General features: G+C 65.2%; 18 protein-coding genes. 5 read left to right on the top strand and 13 right to left on the bottom strand.

From position 1 onward, the window contains the following. Window positions 1-463 precede the first annotated feature (463 nt). Together FBY36_RS15175 and FBY36_RS15170 are read right to left on the bottom strand one after the other, a co-directional pair. A complete protein-coding gene (locus FBY36_RS15175) occupies window positions 464-1,882 on the bottom strand; it encodes a PhoH family protein (RefSeq protein WP_056332353.1) in 1,419 nt (472 codons plus the stop codon). A 239-nt stretch (window positions 1,883-2,121) separates the two neighbouring features. Continuing rightward, complete coding sequence (locus FBY36_RS15170) at window positions 2,122-2,883, bottom strand: isoprenyl transferase (RefSeq protein WP_142122661.1); 762 nt, start codon at window positions 2,881-2,883, stop codon at window positions 2,122-2,124. Window positions 2,884-3,132: 249 nt separating this feature from the next. Between FBY36_RS15170 and trhA the strand changes: the two genes are divergently transcribed. Next, a complete protein-coding gene (gene trhA, locus FBY36_RS15165; protein ID WP_142122660.1) occupies window positions 3,133-3,774 on the top strand; it encodes a PAQR family membrane homeostasis protein TrhA in 642 nt (213 codons plus the stop codon). A gap of 44 nt (window positions 3,775-3,818) precedes the next feature. On the opposite strand, the gene FBY36_RS15160 is transcribed toward trhA, so the two are convergent. Further along, window positions 3,819-4,160: a hypothetical protein gene (locus FBY36_RS15160; RefSeq protein WP_235008856.1), complete on the bottom strand. Its 342-nt coding sequence runs from the start codon at window positions 4,158-4,160 to the stop codon at window positions 3,819-3,821. A gap of 98 nt (window positions 4,161-4,258) precedes the next feature. Beyond that, the gene (mca, locus tag FBY36_RS15155) at window positions 4,259-5,164 is read right to left on the bottom strand and encodes a mycothiol conjugate amidase Mca (protein ID WP_142030637.1); all 906 of its coding nucleotides are present in this window, start codon (window positions 5,162-5,164) and stop codon (window positions 4,259-4,261) included. A gap of 129 nt (window positions 5,165-5,293) precedes the next feature. Here mca and FBY36_RS15150 point away from each other — a divergent pair, with 129 nt between their 5' ends. Together FBY36_RS15150 and greA are read left to right on the top strand one after the other, a co-directional pair. Next, window positions 5,294-5,752: a DUF4307 domain-containing protein gene (locus FBY36_RS15150; protein WP_142120692.1), complete on the top strand. Its 459-nt coding sequence runs from the start codon at window positions 5,294-5,296 to the stop codon at window positions 5,750-5,752. A gap of 151 nt (window positions 5,753-5,903) precedes the next feature. Beyond that, the gene (greA, locus tag FBY36_RS15145; protein WP_142120690.1) at window positions 5,904-6,398 is read left to right on the top strand and encodes a transcription elongation factor GreA; all 495 of its coding nucleotides are present in this window, start codon (window positions 5,904-5,906) and stop codon (window positions 6,396-6,398) included. 113 nt (window positions 6,399-6,511) lie between these two features. On the opposite strand, the gene FBY36_RS15140 is transcribed toward greA, so the two are convergent. From FBY36_RS15140 to FBY36_RS15125, 4 genes are read right to left on the bottom strand one after another with little or no spacing between them, the layout of a single operon-like run. After that, on the bottom strand, window positions 6,512-7,129 hold the full coding sequence (locus FBY36_RS15140) for a rhomboid family intramembrane serine protease (protein ID WP_142120688.1): 618 nt from the start codon (window positions 7,127-7,129) through the stop codon (window positions 6,512-6,514). Window positions 7,130-7,137: 8 nt separating this feature from the next. Continuing rightward, the gene (ilvA, locus tag FBY36_RS15135; protein ID WP_142120686.1) at window positions 7,138-8,376 is read right to left on the bottom strand and encodes a threonine ammonia-lyase; all 1,239 of its coding nucleotides are present in this window, start codon (window positions 8,374-8,376) and stop codon (window positions 7,138-7,140) included. Window positions 8,377-8,379: 3 nt separating this feature from the next. Continuing rightward, a complete protein-coding gene (locus FBY36_RS15130) occupies window positions 8,380-9,705 on the bottom strand; it encodes an AI-2E family transporter (RefSeq protein ID WP_200830511.1) in 1,326 nt (441 codons plus the stop codon). A gap of 36 nt (window positions 9,706-9,741) precedes the next feature. Continuing rightward, complete coding sequence (locus FBY36_RS15125) at window positions 9,742-10,704, bottom strand: aldose 1-epimerase family protein (RefSeq protein ID WP_142120684.1); 963 nt, start codon at window positions 10,702-10,704, stop codon at window positions 9,742-9,744. A gap of 110 nt (window positions 10,705-10,814) precedes the next feature. Between FBY36_RS15125 and galT the strand changes: the two genes are divergently transcribed. Together galT and galK are read left to right on the top strand one after the other, a co-directional pair. Next, window positions 10,815-11,972: a galactose-1-phosphate uridylyltransferase gene (gene galT / locus FBY36_RS15120; protein WP_142120682.1), complete on the top strand. Its 1,158-nt coding sequence runs from the start codon at window positions 10,815-10,817 to the stop codon at window positions 11,970-11,972. Continuing rightward, window positions 11,969-13,147 (top strand): galactokinase, encoded by a 1,179-nt coding sequence (gene galK, locus FBY36_RS15115; protein ID WP_142120680.1) that lies wholly within the window; start codon window positions 11,969-11,971, stop codon window positions 13,145-13,147. The genes galT and galK overlap by 4 nt, the downstream gene beginning before the upstream one ends. A gap of 107 nt (window positions 13,148-13,254) precedes the next feature. Here galK and FBY36_RS15110 read toward each other — a convergent pair whose 3' ends face one another. The 5 genes from FBY36_RS15110 to FBY36_RS15090 form a co-directional block, all read right to left on the bottom strand. Continuing rightward, a complete protein-coding gene (locus FBY36_RS15110; protein ID WP_142120678.1) occupies window positions 13,255-14,175 on the bottom strand; it encodes a Bax inhibitor-1/YccA family protein in 921 nt (306 codons plus the stop codon). A gap of 152 nt (window positions 14,176-14,327) precedes the next feature. After that, the gene (locus FBY36_RS15105) at window positions 14,328-15,041 is read right to left on the bottom strand and encodes an ABC transporter ATP-binding protein (protein WP_056332379.1); all 714 of its coding nucleotides are present in this window, start codon (window positions 15,039-15,041) and stop codon (window positions 14,328-14,330) included. Then, window positions 15,028-15,975 carry an ABC transporter ATP-binding protein gene (locus FBY36_RS15100; protein ID WP_142120676.1) on the bottom strand — a complete coding sequence of 316 codons (948 nt, stop codon included), beginning with the start codon at window positions 15,973-15,975 and terminating at the stop codon, window positions 15,028-15,030. Before FBY36_RS15100 ends, FBY36_RS15105 begins: the two co-directional genes overlap by 14 nt. Beyond that, window positions 15,972-17,219 (bottom strand): branched-chain amino acid ABC transporter permease, encoded by a 1,248-nt coding sequence (locus FBY36_RS15095; protein WP_142120674.1) that lies wholly within the window; start codon window positions 17,217-17,219, stop codon window positions 15,972-15,974. The genes FBY36_RS15100 and FBY36_RS15095 overlap by 4 nt, the downstream gene beginning before the upstream one ends. Continuing rightward, window positions 17,216-18,223: a branched-chain amino acid ABC transporter permease gene (locus FBY36_RS15090; RefSeq protein WP_142120672.1), complete on the bottom strand. Its 1,008-nt coding sequence runs from the start codon at window positions 18,221-18,223 to the stop codon at window positions 17,216-17,218. Before FBY36_RS15090 ends, FBY36_RS15095 begins: the two co-directional genes overlap by 4 nt. Window positions 18,224-18,272: the final 49 nt, after the last annotated feature.

Genomic DNA, 18,272 nt, shown 5'->3' with positions numbered 1-18,272 from the left:
TGCCTGTCCGTGTCTGGGTATGCCGGGCCACGGTCCTTCTCCGTCGCTTAGCGCGTAGGTCCCTTCCCAACGCTCGCAAGCTCGTGTCGGGGCCCTCGGGACGACGCTTACAACGCATAGGGCGACCTGCGGCGTCCGATGCGCCGCGATGCGCTCCTACAAGAAGGACCGCAACCCGGCTTGTGGGCTTCCATGCGTTGAGGTGCGCCTCTGCACACGTCCGGACCGGGTGCTTCGTGTAGGAGCGCATCGCCGACCAGAGTGCTGCGCAGGTCGCCCAGCGACCGGAGCCGCACGCCGGGAGGAAGCGGCGTCCCGAGGGACCCGAGGCGAGCTTGCGAGCCTTGGGAAGGGACCTCCGCGCTAAGCGACGCCGAAGCGCTCGGTGCGGACGGACGGAGCCACGGACACGCACAAGGGCCGCGGCCCGGCGAACCCGGCCACGGCCCTTTGCTTAGGTGATTTAGCCCTCGAGGAGTTCCGTGACCAGTGCTGCGATGGGCGAACGTTCGGAGCGGGTCAGGGTGACGTGGCCGAAGAGGGGGTGTCCTTTCAGGGTTTCGACGACGGCGGCGATTCCGTCGTGGCGTCCAACGCGCAGGTTGTCGCGCTGGGCGACGTCGTGGGTGAGAACGATCTTGGAGTTCTGGCCAATGCGGCTCATGACGGTGAGGAGGACGTTCTTTTCGAGGGACTGGGCTTCGTCCACGATCACGAAGGCGTCGTGGAGGGAGCGTCCGCGGATGTGGGTGAGGGGCATGACCTCGAGCATGCCGCGGTCCATGACCTCCTCCACCACTTCCTGGCTGACCAGGGCCCCGAGGGTGTCGAACACGGCCTGCGCCCACGGGTTCATCTTCTCGGACTCGGAGCCCGGCAGGTAGCCAAGTTCCTGGCCGCCCACCGCGTAGAGGGGCCGGAAGACGATCACTTTGCGGTGTTCGCGGCGTTCCAGCACGGCTTCCAGGCCGGCGCACAAGGCAAGCGCGGATTTGCCGGTGCCTGCGCGGCCGCCAATGGAAACGATGCCGACGGCGGGATCCATCAGCATATCGATGGCCAGCCGCTGCTCAGCGGACCGGCCGTGGAGGCCGAACACGTCGCGGTCGCCCTTGACCAGGCGCACCTGCTTGTCGGCACCCACCCGGCCCAGTGCGGAGCCGCGGTTGGACAGCAGGACCAGGCCGGTGTTGACGGGCAGCTCGGCGGCCGCCGGGATATAGGCGGGTTCGTGGCCGTACAGGGTGGCAATGTCCTGTTCGTCGGCTTCGATTTCGGCGACGCCCGTCCACCCGGAATCCTTGACCAGTTCGTTGCGGTACTCGTCGGCGGTGAGCCCCATGGCGGAGGCTTTAACCCGCATGGGCAGGTCCTTGGACACGACGGTGACGTTGCGTCCTTCGTTGGCCAGGTTCTTGGCGACGGCGAGGATGCGGCTGTCGTTGTCCCCGCTGCGGAAGCCCAACGGCAGCACCTCGGAGGAGATGTGGTTGAGTTCCACCATCAGGGTGCCGCCCTCATCGCCGATGGGGAGGGGCCGGTTCAGGCCACCGTGCTTGACCCGGAGATCATCCAGGAGCCGCAGGGCCTTCCGTGCGAAGTAGCCGAGTTCGGGGTCGTGCCGCTTGGCCTCGAGTTCGGTGATGACCACGACGGGAACCACTACCTCATGCTCAGCGAACCGCAGGAGTGCGCGCGGATCGGAGAGGAGGACGGAGGTGTCGATGACGAAGGTGTGGATGTCGGCTTCCCTTCCGGAGACAGCAAAACCGGCCGCAGCATCAGTTGCTGCGCCGGCTTCAGAGGTGGCTCGCTCGGCGCGAGAGGTAGCTTTTCCGCCCTGTCCAAACAGGACCTCGGGCAGTTGTTCAGAAGTAGCCACATCGACTCCAGCCCCGGGCGCCAGCCCGGAATTGTTATTGGTGAGGCGGCTCGGCCAGGAGGCCGGGTCCGGCCTCCCATACAACCGGTGCGATGTTTCGCTCCATGTACTGGCCTCCCCGATCAGCCGGCGGTTTTGCCTGCTGATGGATATAACGTAAATCCACCGGGGGTAATTTCCGCAACCATTATCCGGCGATTTCCCTTGCAGGTGTATGAACTCGTTATGAACCGGGGGTTTCAGGTGCCAAAGCGGCGCTGGCGGCCGGCATAGTCCCGCAGGGCACGGAGGAAATCCACCTTGCGGAACGCGGGCCACAGGGCCTCGCAGAAGTAGAACTCGCTGTAGGCGCTCTGCCACATGAGGAAGCCGGACAGGCGCTGCTCACCCGACGTCCTGATCACCAGGTCCGGGTCCGGCTGGCCGCGGGTGTACAGGAAGCGTGAGATGTCATCGACGCACAGGTCGTCCGCAAGCTTGGAGATGTCCATGCCCTTGGCGACGGCGTCGTGGAGGAGCTCCCGGACGGCATCCACGATTTCCCGGCGGCCCCCGTACCCCACTGCCACGTTGACGTGGATCTTTTCCCGGATGGGCGTGCGGGCGGTGAGCTTGTTGAGGCGATCGGCGAGGTAGTCCGGAAGCAGTTCGGGTGCGCCCATGGCATGCACGGAGATGTTCGCGTCTTCGTCCAGCCGGTCCAGGGTGTTGGCGATGATCCCCATGAGGAGGTCCAATTCCTCACTGGAGCGGTTCATGTTGTCCGTGGACAGCATGTAGAGGGTCACTACTTTGACACCCAGTTCCTGGCACCAGCCGAGGAATTCGTGGATTTTGTCCGCTCCGGCCTGGTGGCCCTGGCTGGTGGGTGCGTTAAATTGCTTGGCCCACCGCCGGTTGCCGTCCACCATGACGCCGATGTGGCGGGGAATGCGGTCGCGCGGAAGATCCTTGAGCAGCCGGCGTTCGTAATAGCCATAGAGGAACCCGGGCAACTCCACGCGTCCACTCACCTGACTTTCCTGCCGTACGTACATCCACATCCTAGGCTACCGCCCGGCGCGGGGTGGGACGGCCAGCAACTGCAGGAGACCTATCTCAAATGCTACTCATCAGTAACTTACCGGTCCGTAAGTTATTCTGGTGCCATGAACAGCGACTCCCCGCACGCCTTCCGCGGGCCCCAGCCGGAGGACCCGGACCCAGGCGCTGAGCCAGAAACCAGCGCCGTGGATGACGCCGCCGTCCGCCTGGCGGAACTCCTGATGATCAAGCCGAAGTGGCGCGGCTGGATCCACACCGTCACCGCCCCGCTGGCCCTTGCCGCCGGCGTCATCCTCGTTGCCCTTGCCCCCACCGCTGACCGGCGGATCACCACCGCCATCTATGCCGCCACCGGCGTCTTGCTGTTCGGTGTCAGTGCGGTATACCACCGCGGCAACTGGTCCCCGCGGGTCAAGCTCGTCCTGAAGCGGCTGGACCACACCAACATCATGCTGGTCATCGCCGGCACCTACACGCCGCTGGCATGGACGCTTCTTGAACGCCAGCAGGCGGTGGTTCTCCTGTGGGTCATCTGGGCCGGAGCCATCCTCGGCGTGCTGTTCCGGCTGCTGTGGACCGACGCGCCCCGCTGGCTCTACGTACCCATCTACATCGCGCTGGGCTGCGGCGCGCTGTTCTACCTGCCACAGTTCTTCCAGGCCAGTCCGCCATCAGCCGTGCTGATCTGCCTGGGCGGTGCCCTCTACATCACGGGCGCTATTTTCTACGCGCTGAAAAAGCCGAACTTCAGCTATCACCACTTCGGTTTCCACGAACTGTTCCACGCGTTCACCGTATTCGCGTTCGCGGCCCACTTCGCGGCGATCGCCATGGCGGTCCTTGCCTAAAGCCCTGGCACAGCCCGGGCCCGGCACAGCCCACCGGAAGGGTCCTACCCGCGCGGCCTCGGCTGACCGTTGCCGGCCCCGTCCCCTTCGGAGCCGTGCACTCCCGGGCGCGTGCCGCCGTCGAACCCGTCCTGGGCGTCCGCGGCGTCAACGTCTGCGGCAGCGGCGGCCGCCAGGCGCTCTTCCTCCACCTGGGCCCGGTAGCGCACCCTGCGGATCCGCCGCACCATGTCCACAATGAGCAGGGCGGTTGCCACCACGAAGAAAGCCGTCATGATGAACCCCAGCAGGCCCGGTGTGACCTGGTCCTCCGAAATCCCCTCCCGCAGCGTCGGAGTCGGCAGCGGTGACGGCGTGGTGGCGAGGCGGAGGAGCAGAGATTGCACGGTTGATACCTTCTGGTGGAACGGATGAAGCAGGAAGCGGACGGGACCGGCCGTCACCGCACCTATCTTCTACGCAAGATAGAAATAGCCTGCCGTGTCTATCTTAGCCCGGCGAACAGGTCCTTTTCGGGGAGTTCGGAGGGCACCCTGGAATGGATCAGGGAATAGTCCTCCCATGGCCAAACCCGGCGCTGCATGTCGGGGGAAACGGCGAAGAAGAAACCCAGCGGGTCCACCTGGGTCCGATGGGCACGCAGGGCGTCGTCGCGCACCTCGAAAAAATCACCGCAGTCAATCTGGGTGGTGGTGGCGTGCGCGGCCGGCGGCGGGGTGTGCCCCTCTGCATCGGACTCCAGCCATGCGGCCAGGCGTTCGGCGTAGGGCGACTGCAGCCCCGCCTCTTCCAGTGCAAAGTGCAGCGCCCGGAACCGTTCGGGGCTGAACGCGCGGTCGTAGTAGAGCTTGCCCGGCTCCCACGGCTCCCCCGCCTCCGGGTAGCGTTCGGGATCGCCTGCGGCCTCGAAGGCTTCCACGGCCACCCGGTGGGCCATGATGTGGTCCGGATGGGGGTAGCCGCCGTTCTCGTCGTAGCTGAGGATGACGTGGGGCTTGAAGGAACGCACCAGCCGTACCAGGGGCGCCGCGGCCTGGTGCAGGGGCAGGGTGGCGAAGGAACCGGCCGGGAGGGGCGGGAGCGGATCCCCTTCGGGAAGGCCCGAGTCCACAAAACCAAGCCACCGCTGGCGGATGCCGAGGATGGCAGCGGCACGCTGCATCTCCAGCCTCCGTGCACCGGCCATATCCCGTTTGGGGTGCGGTTCCCCCTCCACCGCCGGGTTCTGGATATCGCCGCGGGATCCGTCCGTGCAGGTGGCCACGAGGACATCCACGCCGGCAGCTGCATACATGGCCATGGTCGCAGCGCCCTTGCTGGATTCGTCATCCGGGTGGGCGTGGACTGCGAGCAGCCGGAGCGGCACCTGGTTGTTGCTGGACGCTGTCATGAAGGGGACGGCTCCTTATTCTTCTTTGCACGGCTTGTGGCAGCTTGTGGATGGCGTAGCGGGTGCGCTGCCTCACCGGCAGCTGCAGCCACCGCAAAGCGCAGGCGGAAAGGGAACTAAACTGGTCTGGTGACTTCCCCGGACCAGCCGGCCCAATCCGCGCCCGCAGACACTAGCCTAGCCAATCGGTATGGTGCTAAAAAGCGCCGGCTCTCCCCCACTGCCGCCCGGGTTGCGATCGGCCTGACACTTGCTGCGGGAATAGGCTTCCTTGCGTGGGTGACCACTTCGAACTCGCTCTCCGGAGTGACGTTCAAGGACGTGGGTTACAGCACCACCGATGCCACGCTCGCGGAAGTGGACTTCCAGGTGACGCGGGAACCAGGCAAGCCCGTCAAGTGTGCAGTGAAGGCACTTGATTCGAAGTTTGCCGTGGTGGGCTGGAAAGTGGTGGACATCCCGCCGTCGGCAGCGGATGGAACGGCCGACGGCGGCAGGACGGTGGCTCAGCGCGTTGCCTTGCGCACGGAGTCGGAGTCCGTATCGGGCGTGGTGGACAGCTGCTGGATTCCCGGCGGGACGTCCTGAGCGATGTGATGTGGAACGCTTCCGTGTTGGGTTATCTCCAGAGGATTGACTACAATAGGGAGATACCTTTACCCCGCTGAGCTGGTTACTGTTCCACAAGTGGCCACCGTGGCGGGGTCTTTTGCATGTAGGACCACTAGAGGAGAAGTCCGTGTCTACCACCAACAGCGCATCTGCAGCCTGGCTCACCCAGGAAGCTTTTGACCGCCTGAAGGCAGAGCTGGACCACCTTTCCGGCGCAGGCCGGGCGGAGATCGTCCAGAAGATTGAAGCAGCGCGGCAAGAGGGGGACCTCAAGGAGAACGGGGGCTACCACGCAGCCAAAGAGGAGCAGGGCAAAATTGAAGCCCGCATCCGCCAGCTGACGGTATTGCTCCGCGACGCCCATGTAGGGGAATCGCCTGCCGACGACGGCATCGTGGAGCCCGGCATGATTGTGGTGGCCAGGATCGCCGGCGATGAGGAGACCTTCCTGCTGGGTTCACGCGAAATCGCGGGCGACTCGGACCTGGATGTCTTCAGCGAAAAGTCGCCGCTTGGCGCCGCCATCCTGGGCCACAAGGAGGGCGAGACCCTCAGCTACGTGGCGCCGAACGGCAAGGACATCAAGGTGGAGATCCTCTCCGCCAAGCCCTACGCCCCCTAGCTCCCCAGCGTCCGGCTCAACAGCAGCCAGCGTAAAAGCATGAAGCGGCGGCCGTCCCCCCAGGGAACGGCCGCCGCTTCCGCTTAATGTCCCGGGCCTGCGATACCCGGGCGCTAAGACTGCCGCGACAAAGCGGGCCCACGGCGACGGAGCAGCAGCGCCGCCACCACGCCGCCCACCGCCCCGCCAAGGTGGGCCTGCCAACTCACGTAGCCCGCCACAAACGGCAGGGCGCCCAGGAGGATGCTCCCGTAGCCCATGAAGAGGACCACGGCGAGCAGGATTTGCCGCCAGCTGTGGTTGAAGAAACCCCTGACCAGCAGGAACGCGAAAAGCCCGAAGACCAGCCCTGAGGCGCCCACAGTAACACCGTTTCCGATCAGCCATACCGTCAGCCCGCTGCCGAGCCAGCTGAAAGCCAGGGCTGTGAGGAACACGCGCAACCCGGAGAGGAACACCAGGAAGCCGAAGATGACCAGGGGCAGGCTGTTGGAAAGCAGATGGCCCAGGTTTGCGTGCAGCAGCGGGAAGGTGAAGATGTCCAGCAGCCCATCGGCGCTCCTGGGCCGCAGGCCGAAGGTCCGGGTGAGGGCCCCCATCATCAGGGTGTTGACCACTTCGATGGCGAACAGCAGGGCCACAAAACCACCCAGCACCACCAGCCCGCCCTTGGCACGGGAGGCGATGGCCTGCCGTTCGGGGATACGCCCGTTACCCATGAGTCCGGCCACCGCCGCTCCTAATGCACAACAATCGGCTGGAAGCCCTCGGCACGGAGTGCGCTGAGGACCTGCTCCCCGTGCTGGTGGCCCTTGGTTTCCAGGTTCACGGTGATGGAGACATCTCCCATGCTGATGGAGCCTCCCACGCGGGTGTGGTCCAGGCCGGTGACGTTGGCATCGTTTTCAGCAATGATCCGGGCAATGGTTGCCAGCGAGCCGGGGCGGTCATCGAGCATCATCCGCACCGTCATGTAGCGGCCGGCAGCGGAGAGGCCCCGCTGGATCACCTTCAGCATCAGCATGGGGTCGATGTTCCCGCCGGAAAGCACCGCCACGGTGGTTCCCGGGTTCTCGATCTTGCCGTCCATGAGCGCTGCAACACCCACCGCGCCTGCCGGTTCAACCACCATCTTGGCCCGTTCCAGCAGGAAGATCAGGGCACGGGCCAGGGAGTCCTCACTGACGGTGACAACATCGTCCACCAATTCGCGGATGATGCTGAACGGCAGCTGCCCCGGGCGCCCCACTGCGATGCCGTCCGCCATGGTGGAGACCTTCTTCAACGGCACCAATGCATCGGCTGCGAGCGAAGGCGGGTAGGCGGCAGCGTTTTCCGCCTGTACCCCGATGATCCGGATCTCCCGGCCAAGTTCCCTGGCACGGGCCTTGATGGCGACGGCCACCCCAGCCAGGAGCCCCCCGCCGCCCACGCCCATGAGGATCGTGTCAACATTGGGAACCTGCTCCAGGATCTCCAGGCCCACGGTGCCCTGGCCGGCCACCACGTCCACGTTGTCGAAGGGATGGACGAAGACCGTGCCGGTTTCGTTGCTGTAGCGCTGGGCTTCGGCGAGCGCCTCGTCCACATTGTGCCCGTGAAGGACCACTTCCGCACCATGACTGCGGGTGGCGGCGAGTTTGGGCAGTGCCACACCCAGCGGCATGTAGATCCGGGCCTTGATGCCCAGGCTCTTGGCGGCTACGGCAACGCCTTGGGCATGGTTGCCGGCGGAAGCTGCCACCACTCCCCTCTTTTTCTCGTCAGGGGAGAGCCGCGCCATCCTTACGTAGGCGCCGCGGACCTTGAACGAGCCCGCGCGCTGCAGGTTTTCGCATTTGAAAAAGACGTCGCCGCCTACCATGCTCCCCAGCGCCCGCGACGATTCCACGGGAGTGCGCGCAATAATCCCGTCAAGCAACTTCTGCGCCTCAAGGACATCGTCCAGTGTGACGGGAAGGGTTTCAAGGATCTTCACGGACTACTCTCCTCTGGGTTCTGCTCCGGTGCCTTCCGGGGAGGAAGCGCGGGCATCACGGTGTTCGGCAGGGGTGCCGGACGCCGCGTCCCGCCCCGAACCAGGTGCAGACGGCGGTTCAACGTCCTTGATGGTGTTGTCCCCGCCCGCTCCGGCCGTAATGGGCTTCCCGGCAATTACCGGCACCTGTTCATGTTCCCACGTTCTGGCGGCGATGTAGCGAACAGCCGAGTTTGCTACGGCCAGGATGGGTACGGAGAACAGCGCGCCGGGGATCCCGGCGAGGTAGGAACCGGCCGCAACACTGAGGATGACTGCCACCGGATGCAGCGACACTGCCTTGCCCATGACCAGGGGCTGCAGGATGTGGCCTTCAAGCTGCTGGACCAGCAGGACGATGGCCAGCATGATCAGGGCGTTGATGGGGCCATTGGCCACGAGGGCCAGCAGAATGGCGACGACGCCGGTCAAAAGCGCACCCACCACGGGGATGAAGGAGCCGAGGAAAACCAGCACGCCCAGGGGAAGCGCAAGCGGGACACCGATGATGGCGGCGCCGACGCCGATGCCAAGCGCGTCGACAGCCGCGACAAACATTTGGATGCGGGCGTAGCTGACCATGGACGCCCAGCCCTTGCGGCCTGCACCGAACGTCGCCGCCCGGGCCTTCCGGGGAAGCATCCTGACCAGGAACGCCCAGATCCGGTCGCCTTCCAGGAGGAAGAAGATGAGGATGAACAGCGAGAGGAGCATTCCGGCGGCGAAGTGGCCGGCGGTGCTGCCGAAGGACAGGGCACCGCTGAGGATGCTGCTGCTGTTGTTCTGCAGCGCGTCGGTGGCTTCCTTGATGTACTGGTCGATCTGTGCGGCGGTCAAGTGCAGCGGGCCGGCCGACAGCCAGTCCTGGACCTGCCGTACACCTTCGAGGGCCTGGGAATAGAGCTCGCCGAAACCAACCACGAGCTGCCTGCCCACAAGGGCCCCGGCGCCGACGATAACACCGATGAACCCGAGGACTGTCACGGCAACGGCCAGGCCTGGCGGCAGTCTGTGCCGCTTCAGCCACGCCGTGACAGGGCTCAGCAGACCGGCAAGGAGGGCGGCCACCATGACCGGGATGATCAGGAGGGTGATGTGACTGAGCAGCCACACAAGCGTCCCCACCATCAGGAGGATCAGGCCCAGCCGCCAGGACCAGGAAGCCGCGATGCGGATGCCGTACGGTATGTCCTTGTCCAGTTCACGGTCCGTCAGGACCCGCAGCGGCGCAGCCGGCGCGGGTGCGGGGACCGGGTGGGCCAGGGTAACGTCGTCCTCTTTTGGCGTCATATGCCAATACTTCCGCAGCGGTGGCCCAATGGGAAACTACCGCCCTGCCGCGCCGGGTTTGTAGTCGATGCCCCATTCCATGCTGAAGGACTCCCCCGGCGGCAGCCACCGCAGGCCGTCGCCGGAGTTGAATGCATTGGCCGACCCGGTCATCGGTTCCACCGCCACTGCCCGGCTCCGGCCAGGGTAGATCTTGCTCACGTAGATGTGGACGTACCGGCAGGCCTCGTCCTGCCAGAGCGATACCGCGCTGCCGTCGGCGGCTGCGAGGGTGTGGCGGGCTGCGCCGTCCTCGAAGTGGAGGTCTGTCAGGGCAACATCCACTGCCAGGTCCGCGATGTGCCTGCCCGAACGAAAGTCGACATCCCCGTCGACAGGGGCGGAGCTGCGCGGAATCAACCGCTCATCAGTCACCAGCCGGGTGGCGGCGGAAACGGTCAGCTGCAAATCCTCAACCCGAGTGTCGCCAAGCCGAAGGTAGGGGTGGGCGCCGAGGACAAACGGGGCGGCTGCCGCGGAGTCATTGGTGAGGCTTTGCCTTACCTGCAGTCCCAAGTCTTCGGAGATCCGGTACTCCACCTTGTGCCGGACCAGGAACGGGTAGCCGTGCTGCGGAAAAACGGTCGCTTCAAGGGCCACGGCCTCCAGGGACTCCCCCACCACCGCGTAGCCGGTGTTTCGCAGCAGGCCATGGCTGGCATTGTTGCGGGACACCTCGGTGATGTCCAGCTGCTGCTTGCTGCCGTCCAGGTACCACACCCCGTCCTCCACCCTGTTGGCCCAGGGTGCCAGCGTAATGCCTGCCCCGCCGGGAGCGATCTGGTCATCACCATAGGTTTCGGTCAGCTGGATCCCGGCCCGGCTGAACGAGCGGAGCCCCGCGGCCAGCTCGGTGACCACTGCCACGGCGTCGCCCCGGCGGAGCTCGTGTTGCCGCCCGGTGGCGCAGGAACGGATGGATGAGCGGGTGGCGGTTCCGTCTTCGGAAGAGGCTGTCATGGGCATTACCGTACATGCCGCCGTCGGAATCAAGCAGCACCATTCCATCGGCAACTGTTACTTTTTGTTGTTAACTATTCATTCTTGATCGTATATGGGAAACTCTTTGGATGACAGGGATTACCAGCACCAGACTCTCCGACGGGCGGGAGCTGATCTACTTTGACGACGACAGCACCAGTGCCTCCCGCGCCGAACACCTCACCACCGACCACCGCGGCCTGCCCGCGCGAGGGGAGCCCGGCGAGGTGCGCTTCGATGCCTTGACGGACGAGTGGGTGGCTGTGGCCGCGCACCGGCAGGCCCGCACCCACCTGCCGCCGGCAGACCAGTGCCCCATCTGTCCCACCACTCCTGCCAATGCGACCGAAATTCCTGCCGCTGATTACGACGTCGTGGTCTTTGAGAACCGGTTTCCCTCGCTGGGCCCGGCCCTGGGACCCGTCCCGGAGAACGCAGTGTGGGGAACGAAGGGCCCGGCGTACGGCCGCTGCGAAGTGGTGTCCTTCACCCCCGAGCACACCGGGTCCTTCAGTGGGCTCAGCGCAGAGCGGTCCCGGACGGTGATTGAGGCCTGGTCTCAGCGCACCGCCGCCCTGAGCGCCATGACGGGCATCAAGCAGGTGTTCCCGTTCGAAAACCGCGGCGCGGACATCGGCGTGACACTGCACCACCCGCATGGGCAGATCTACGCCTACCCCTATGTCACGCCACGCGCAGGCACCCTGGGCGCGGCGGCACGGAAGTACTACGATGCGCAGGACGGCACGGACACCCTGACCGGCTCCCTGCTGCGGGCCGAACGGGAGGATGGCAGCAGGATGGTCCTGGAAGGCACGCATTTCAGCGCCTATGTGCCCTTCGCGGCCCGGTGGCCCCTGGAGATCCACCTGGTCCCGCACCGCCATGTCCCCGACCTGGCCGCATTGAGCGGAGAGGAGAAGGATGAGCTGGCACAGGTATACCTCGACCTGCTCAAGCGGGTGGATGCCCTCTACCCCACGCCTACTCCTTACATTTCCGCCTGGCACCAGGCGCCGCTGGATGATCTCCTCCGGCCGGCGGGCTACCTCCACCTCCAGCTGACCTCCCCGCGCAGGGCGGCCGACAAGCTGAAGTACCTGGCCGGCTCCGAAGCGGCCATGGGCGCCTTTATCAATGACACCACCCCCGAAACGGTGGCGGAACGGTTGCGCACTGTTGCCGTCCCGCCGTCGTCCGTTCCTGCCGCCGCCATGGCGGCCACCCCGGAAGGAGCCTCCGCGTGACCAGCCAGGACCAGGCCAAGGCGGCCCCTGCCGCCCAGGATCTCAGCGCCCGCTTTGAACATGAATTCGGAACCGCACCCGACGGCGTATGGCAGGCTCCGGGGCGGGTGAACCTCATCGGCGAACATACCGACTACAACGAGGGCTTTGTCCTTCCGTTCGCCATCGACCGCACCGCCCGGGTGGCCGTCGCCGCCCGGCCGGATTCAACCGTGCGGCTCCTGTCCACGTATGGCGACCAGGGCGTGGTCACCACCACGCTCGACTCCCTGCAGCCCGGCAAAGCGAAGGGCTGGACCAAGTACCCCTTCGGCGTCATGTGGGCCCTCCGGGAGCGGGGCATCACCGTTCCCGGAGTGGACCTGCTCCTGGACTCGAACGTGCCGCTCGGTGCCGGCCTGTCGTCGTCGCACGCCATCGAATGTGCTGTCGTCACGGCGCTGAATGACCTCACGGGCGCCGGGCTGGCCGCCGAGGACATGGTGTTGGCAACCCAGCGGGCGGAAAACGATTTCGTGGGTGCACCCACGGGGATCATGGACCAGTCGGCGTCCCTTCGCGGCGCCAGGGGCCACGCGGTCTTCCTCGATTGCCGGGACCAGAAGGCAACCCTGGTTCCTTTCGAAACCGAACCCGCAGGCCTGGTGCTCCTGGTGATCGACACCAAGGTGTCGCACTCCCACGCCGACGGCGGCTACGCCTCACGCCGGGCCTCCTGTGAGCTGGGAGCGGAGGTGCTGGGGGTCAAGGCGCTGCGGGACGTCGAGGTGGCTGACCTTGAGGAGGCCAGCGGTCTGCTCGATGAGGTCACGTTCCGGCGGGTGCGCCATGTGGTTACCGAAAATGACCGGGTGCTCCAGACCGTAGAGCTCCTGGGCGGCGCCGGGCCAAGCGCCATCGGCACCCTGCTCGATGCCAGCCACGCTTCCATGCGCGACGACTTTGAAATCTCCTGCCCAGGGCTGGACCTGGCCGTGGACACGTCCAGGTCCCATGGTGCCATCGGCGCCCGCATGACCGGGGGCGGGTTCGGCGGCGCGGCCATTGCGCTGACCCCGGTGGACGCCGAGCAGGCGGTGCGTGCCGCCGTCGTCAAGGCCTTCGCCGACGCCGGCTACAGGACGCCGGATATCTTCACCGTCTCCCCTGCCGCCGGAGCCATGCGCGTCGCGTAGCGCGCGCCGAACGGCCTGAGGCCGGCAGCAGTTAACGAGCGTGGGCCCCACCAGTCTGGTGGGGCCCACGGTTGTTTGGTTTACGACGGCGGAAGCTGCCGGGGTGCCTAGTCGTCGCCCCGCAGGATGGCCAGCAGGCGGATGATCTCCACGTACAGCCAGACCAGTGTGACGGTCAGGCCGAAGGCGGCTGTCCAGGAGAAGCGCTGCGGGGCTCCGCTGCGGACACCTTCTTCGATGCTGGTGAAGTCCATGATCAGCGAGAACGCGGCGAGGCCGATGGCCAGCAGGCCGATGAAGACGCCCAGCGGGATGCCGAAGATCTCGACGCTGGTGCGCAGGCCGAAGGGGCTCTGCACGGCCCCTGTCCACATCATGATCATGTTGATCAGCGCAAACACGGCGTAGCCGATAATTGCGATCATGAAGAACCGCATGGCGCGCGGTGTGGCGCGGACCTTGCCGCTCTTGAAGAGCAGCAAGGTGACGGCGAAGACGGACAGTGTGCCGATGACGGCCTGCAGGCCGACGCCGGGGAACATGCCGTCGAGGATCCGGGTCAAGCCGCCAAGGAACAGTCCCTCGAGAGCCGCATAGGCGAGGATCAGCGCCGGCGACGGCTGCTTCTTGAAGGTGTTGACCAGGGCCAGCACGAAACCGCCCAGGGCACCAACGATCATCAGCAGGGAGGCCAGGCCCTGTGCCACCACAAGGGTGACTGCGGCGCCGGCAACCACAGCGGCGAGGCAGGCAGCGGTCTTCATGATGACGTCGTCGAACGTCATCCGCCCGGTGTCCGCGGGGCCGGCCGACGGCTGGCTGTACATCTGGCGCAGCTGTTCGTCGCTCATGCTTTGGGGCTGCGTGCCCCAGCCCTGCTGGCCGTAAGGCTGCTGTCCGTAGGGCGCCTGGCCGCCATAAGGCTGCTGGCCATAGGGAGTGCCGTAGGGAGCCTGCGGGACAGGCGGTGCCTGGGTGGTTCCACGGAAAGTCTTTCCGTTGAAGATCGGGTTGCCGCCAAGTGCCATTGCGGGATTCCTCCATGTGGATGTGGGTGATGAGCTTCTTGTTACGCTACCAATTCCCACGTGGGGGCCACAGGGAAAGTTCCCGTGGGGCCCGGTTGCAACCGAACCGTGACCGTTGCGCGCTCTTAAAGCACCGGACCCCGTCGAGTGAACTACCCCACCCCCAGGTAGGCCTCCTTGATGGACGGATCCTCGAGCAGCTGTTTCCCGGTGCCGCTGTGGGTGATCTCCCCGGTCTCCAGCACGAAGGCGCGGTGCGCCCCCGCCAGGGCCTGGTTGGCATTCTGCTCCACCATCAGGACGGTGGTGCCCTGGTTGTTGATTTCCTTGATGATCTTGAAGATCTGGCGGATGAACTGCGGTGCCAGGCCCATGGACGGCTCGTCCAGCAGCAGCAGCTTCGGGTTGGACATCAGGGCCCGTCCGATGGCCAGCATCTGCTGCTCGCCGCCGGACATGGTGCCCCCGTACTGCTTTTCCCGCTCTTTAAGCCGGGGAAAGAGATCGAATACACGGTCCAGGTCCTTCCCCACTCCGCTGCGGTCCTTGCGTCCGAAGGTCCCCATGTCCAGGTTTTCCATGACGGTCATGCCCGGGAAGATCCCGCGCCCTTCGGGGGCCTGGGAGATTCCATGGACCACCCGGATGTGTGCCTTCATCTTGGTGATGTCCTGGCCGGCGAAGGTGACCTTGCCTTCGGAGCAGTTCAAGAGCCCGGAGATGGTCCGCATGGTGGTGGTCTTGCCGGCTCCATTGGCGCCGATCAGGGCCACGACTTCACCTTCGTCCACAGTGAAGGAGATGTTCCGCAGCGCCTGGATGCGGCCGTAGTGGACGGAAACGTCCTTAAGTTCAAGCAGCGTCATCTTCGGGCTCTCCTAGGTAGGCGGCAATAACGCGCGGGTCTTCGCGGATCTCGCGCGGCAGTCCATCCGCGATCTTCTTCCCGAATTCCAGCACGACGATCCGGTCCGTCACGCCCATCACGAGCTTCATATCGTGCTCAATCAGCAACACCGTGTAGCCCTCATCCCTGATGGTGCGGATGAGGGCCATCAGTTCCTCCTTCTCGGCAGGATTGAAGCCGGCCGCAGGCTCGTCCAGGCACAGCACCTTGGGATCGGTGGCCAGGGCCCGGGCGATCTCAAGGCGGCGCTGATAGCCGTACGGCAACTGCCGGGACAGGACGTGCGCGTGGCTGCCGATGCCGACGAAGTCCAGCAGGGCCATGCCCCGCTCGATGGCTGACTTCTCCTCCCGGATGTGCGTGGGCAGGCGCAGCAGCGCCCCGCCAACGCTGGTCCTGTGCCGCGCGTCCAGGCCCACCACAACGTTCTCGAGGGCCGTCATTTCGCCAAACAACCGGATGTTCTGGAAGGTGCGTGACAGGCCCAGGCGGGTGATCTTGTGCTGCTTGATGCCGTTCAGGACCTGGCCCTCCAGCACCACCTTGCCGCTGGTGGGCTTGTAGACGCCCGTCATCGCGTTGAAGCAGGTGGTCTTGCCGGCGCCGTTGGGGCCGATCAGCCCCAGGATCTCGCCCCGCTTGATGTTGAAGCTGATGTTGTCCAATGCAACGAGGCCGCCGAACTTGATGGTCAGGTTCTGCACCTCAACGATGTTGTCGCCAACCTTGACTGCGATATCGCGGTCCGGGGCCACCTTCTCGGCAAGCTCCGGATCAACCCCGGCCTCGGCCAGGGCTTCAATATCGATCTCGGGCGCAACAGCCGCGGAGCCGTCAACTGCCGGCTGCTCCTCCACGCTGCTGGAGCCTGCATGCCTCTCCTCGGAGCTCATGCCTCCGCTCCTCTCTGTCCGGCCGCACGAGTGCCGGCGCCGGCTGATGGATTGTCCGTGTCCTTGGGTTCAGTGCCCTCACGGCTGGTGACCTTGTTCAGGGCAGTCCGTCCGTAGGCGAGTAACCGCTGCCGTGCCGGGAGCAGCCCTTGGGAACGGAAGATCATGATCAGCACCAGGGCGATGCCGAAGATCAGGTACTTGTATTCCGCGATGGCCGTGAACCGGAGCGGGATGTAGCTGACCAGGGCGCCGCCCAGAATGGCGCCCACCTTGTTGCCGGCTCCGCCAAGCACGACGGCGGCGAGGAACAGGATGGAGGTGGTGACGTCGAACTTCTGGTTGTTGACGAACCCCACCTGGCCGGCGAAGAGGGCCCCGGACAGGCCGCCGATCGCAGCGCCGATGGCGAAGGCCCACACCTTGTATTTGAAGGTGGGAACGCCCATGATCTCAGCGGCGTCCTCGTCTTCACGGATGGCGATCCACGCGCGGCCCACCCGGCTGCGTTCCAGGTTGCCCACCAGGAGGGTGACGATGATGATGATGGTCAGCGTCAGCCAGTACCAGGGTACGCCGTTCGAATTGGAGAAGATCGGCGTTCCGTCAGCCTCGGTACCCGGAGGATGGCCGACGTTCTGGAAGCCCACCTGGCCCTTCATGGCCGGGATGATAGTGGCCAGGATGCGGACAATTTCGCCGAACCCCAGCGTCACGATGGCAAGGTAGTCACCCCTGAGGCGCAGGGTGGGCACGCCCAGCACCACGCCGAAGAACATGGTGACCGCCATGGCGATCGGGATGGTCCACAGGTACGGAATATGCAGGAAGGGTGAGTCGGGACTGGTCAGCATGGCCGCACAATAGGAACCCACCGCGAAGAAGGCGACATATCCAAGGTCCAGCAGGCCGGCGTAGCCCACCACCACGTTGAGGCCGACGGCGATGAGCGCGAACCGGGCCATGTCGAAGCAGGCCAGGGCGAAGTTGTTGCCGGGTTCGGTGGTGATGATGGGCGGGTTCATCAGCGGGAGCAGGTAGGCCAGTACCACGACGATGATCAGGAACGCCCACTGCTGTTGCCGGGACAGTGCGTGCCACCGGTCGGAGAAGTACCCCGGTTTGCGTTTGCCCCGCTGGGCGAGATCGCTTTTTCCTGCGGCTTTCGAGGACGCTTCGCGTTCCTCTGCTGCCTGTTCGGCAGCCGCCGTCTGCAGCGGCGTGGGGCCGTCCGTCATGCTCATGCTTTGCTCCTTCCAAGGGAGGTTCCCAGGATGCCTTCGGGCCGCAGCAGCAGCACCAGCACCAGCACCACGAATGCCACGACGTCGGTCCACTGCGAGTTGCCCAGCAGGATCTGGCCGTAGTTGCCGATCAGGCCGAGCAGCAGGCCGCCCAGCAGGGCGCCGCGGACGTTGCCGATGCCGCCGAGCACAGCGGCGGCGAACGCCTTGATACCCAGGACGAATCCACCGCTGTACTGGACACCGGAGGGGATTTTCATGACGTAGAACAAGGCGGCGGCTCCTGCGAGCAGGCCTCCGATGATGAAGGTGGTAATAATGATGCGCTCTTTGTTGACGCCCATCAATGTTGCGGTATCAGGATCCTGGGCAACAGCCCGGATGCCGCGGCCCGTGCGCGACTTGCTGATGAACCTGTCGATGCCCACCATCATGATCACCGCGGCGATGATGATCACCAGCTGCTGGGAATCGACGATGGTGCCGAAGACGTCGAAGATCGGCGTGGGACGGAACATGGTCAGTGCAAGCTCGGGGCTGGGGCCGCGCCACAGGTAGATCAGGTACTGGATGGTGAAGGAAGCACCGATGGCGGTGATCAGGAAGACCAGGCGGGGGGCGTTCCGTTTCCGAAGGGGTTTGTACGCGATGCGTTCCAGCAGGAAGGCTGTGACGGCCGAGGCAACCATGGCCAGGACCAGCGCCAGCAGCAGATTCAGGATGATGGCCCAGATGTCGAGCCGGGGAACTGAGGGGCCGAAGCCCAGGGTGCTGAGGGTGAAGAAGACTGCGTAGCAGCCCACAATGAACACTTCCGAGTGGGCGAAATTGATCAGGTTCAGCACGCCGTAAACCAGGGTGTAACCAAGCGCTACGAGCGCATAGATGGCCCCGAAGGTTAGGCCGTCAAAGGTGGCACTCCAGAAGTTCTGGGCCAGGGACGGTATGTCGAAGGTGATCCAGTCGTTTTCAGTGGGGAGTAGTGGGACAAGAGAGGGAAGCATGGGAACATCCTGATCCAGTTGCACGCGGCCTTGTGGGCCCGGCCGTGGG

It is taken from the genome of Arthrobacter sp. SLBN-122, assembly GCF_006715165.1.
Lineage (GTDB): Bacteria > Actinomycetota > Actinomycetes > Actinomycetales > Micrococcaceae > Arthrobacter.
This window is presented reverse-complemented; position numbering and strand designations above follow the sequence as displayed.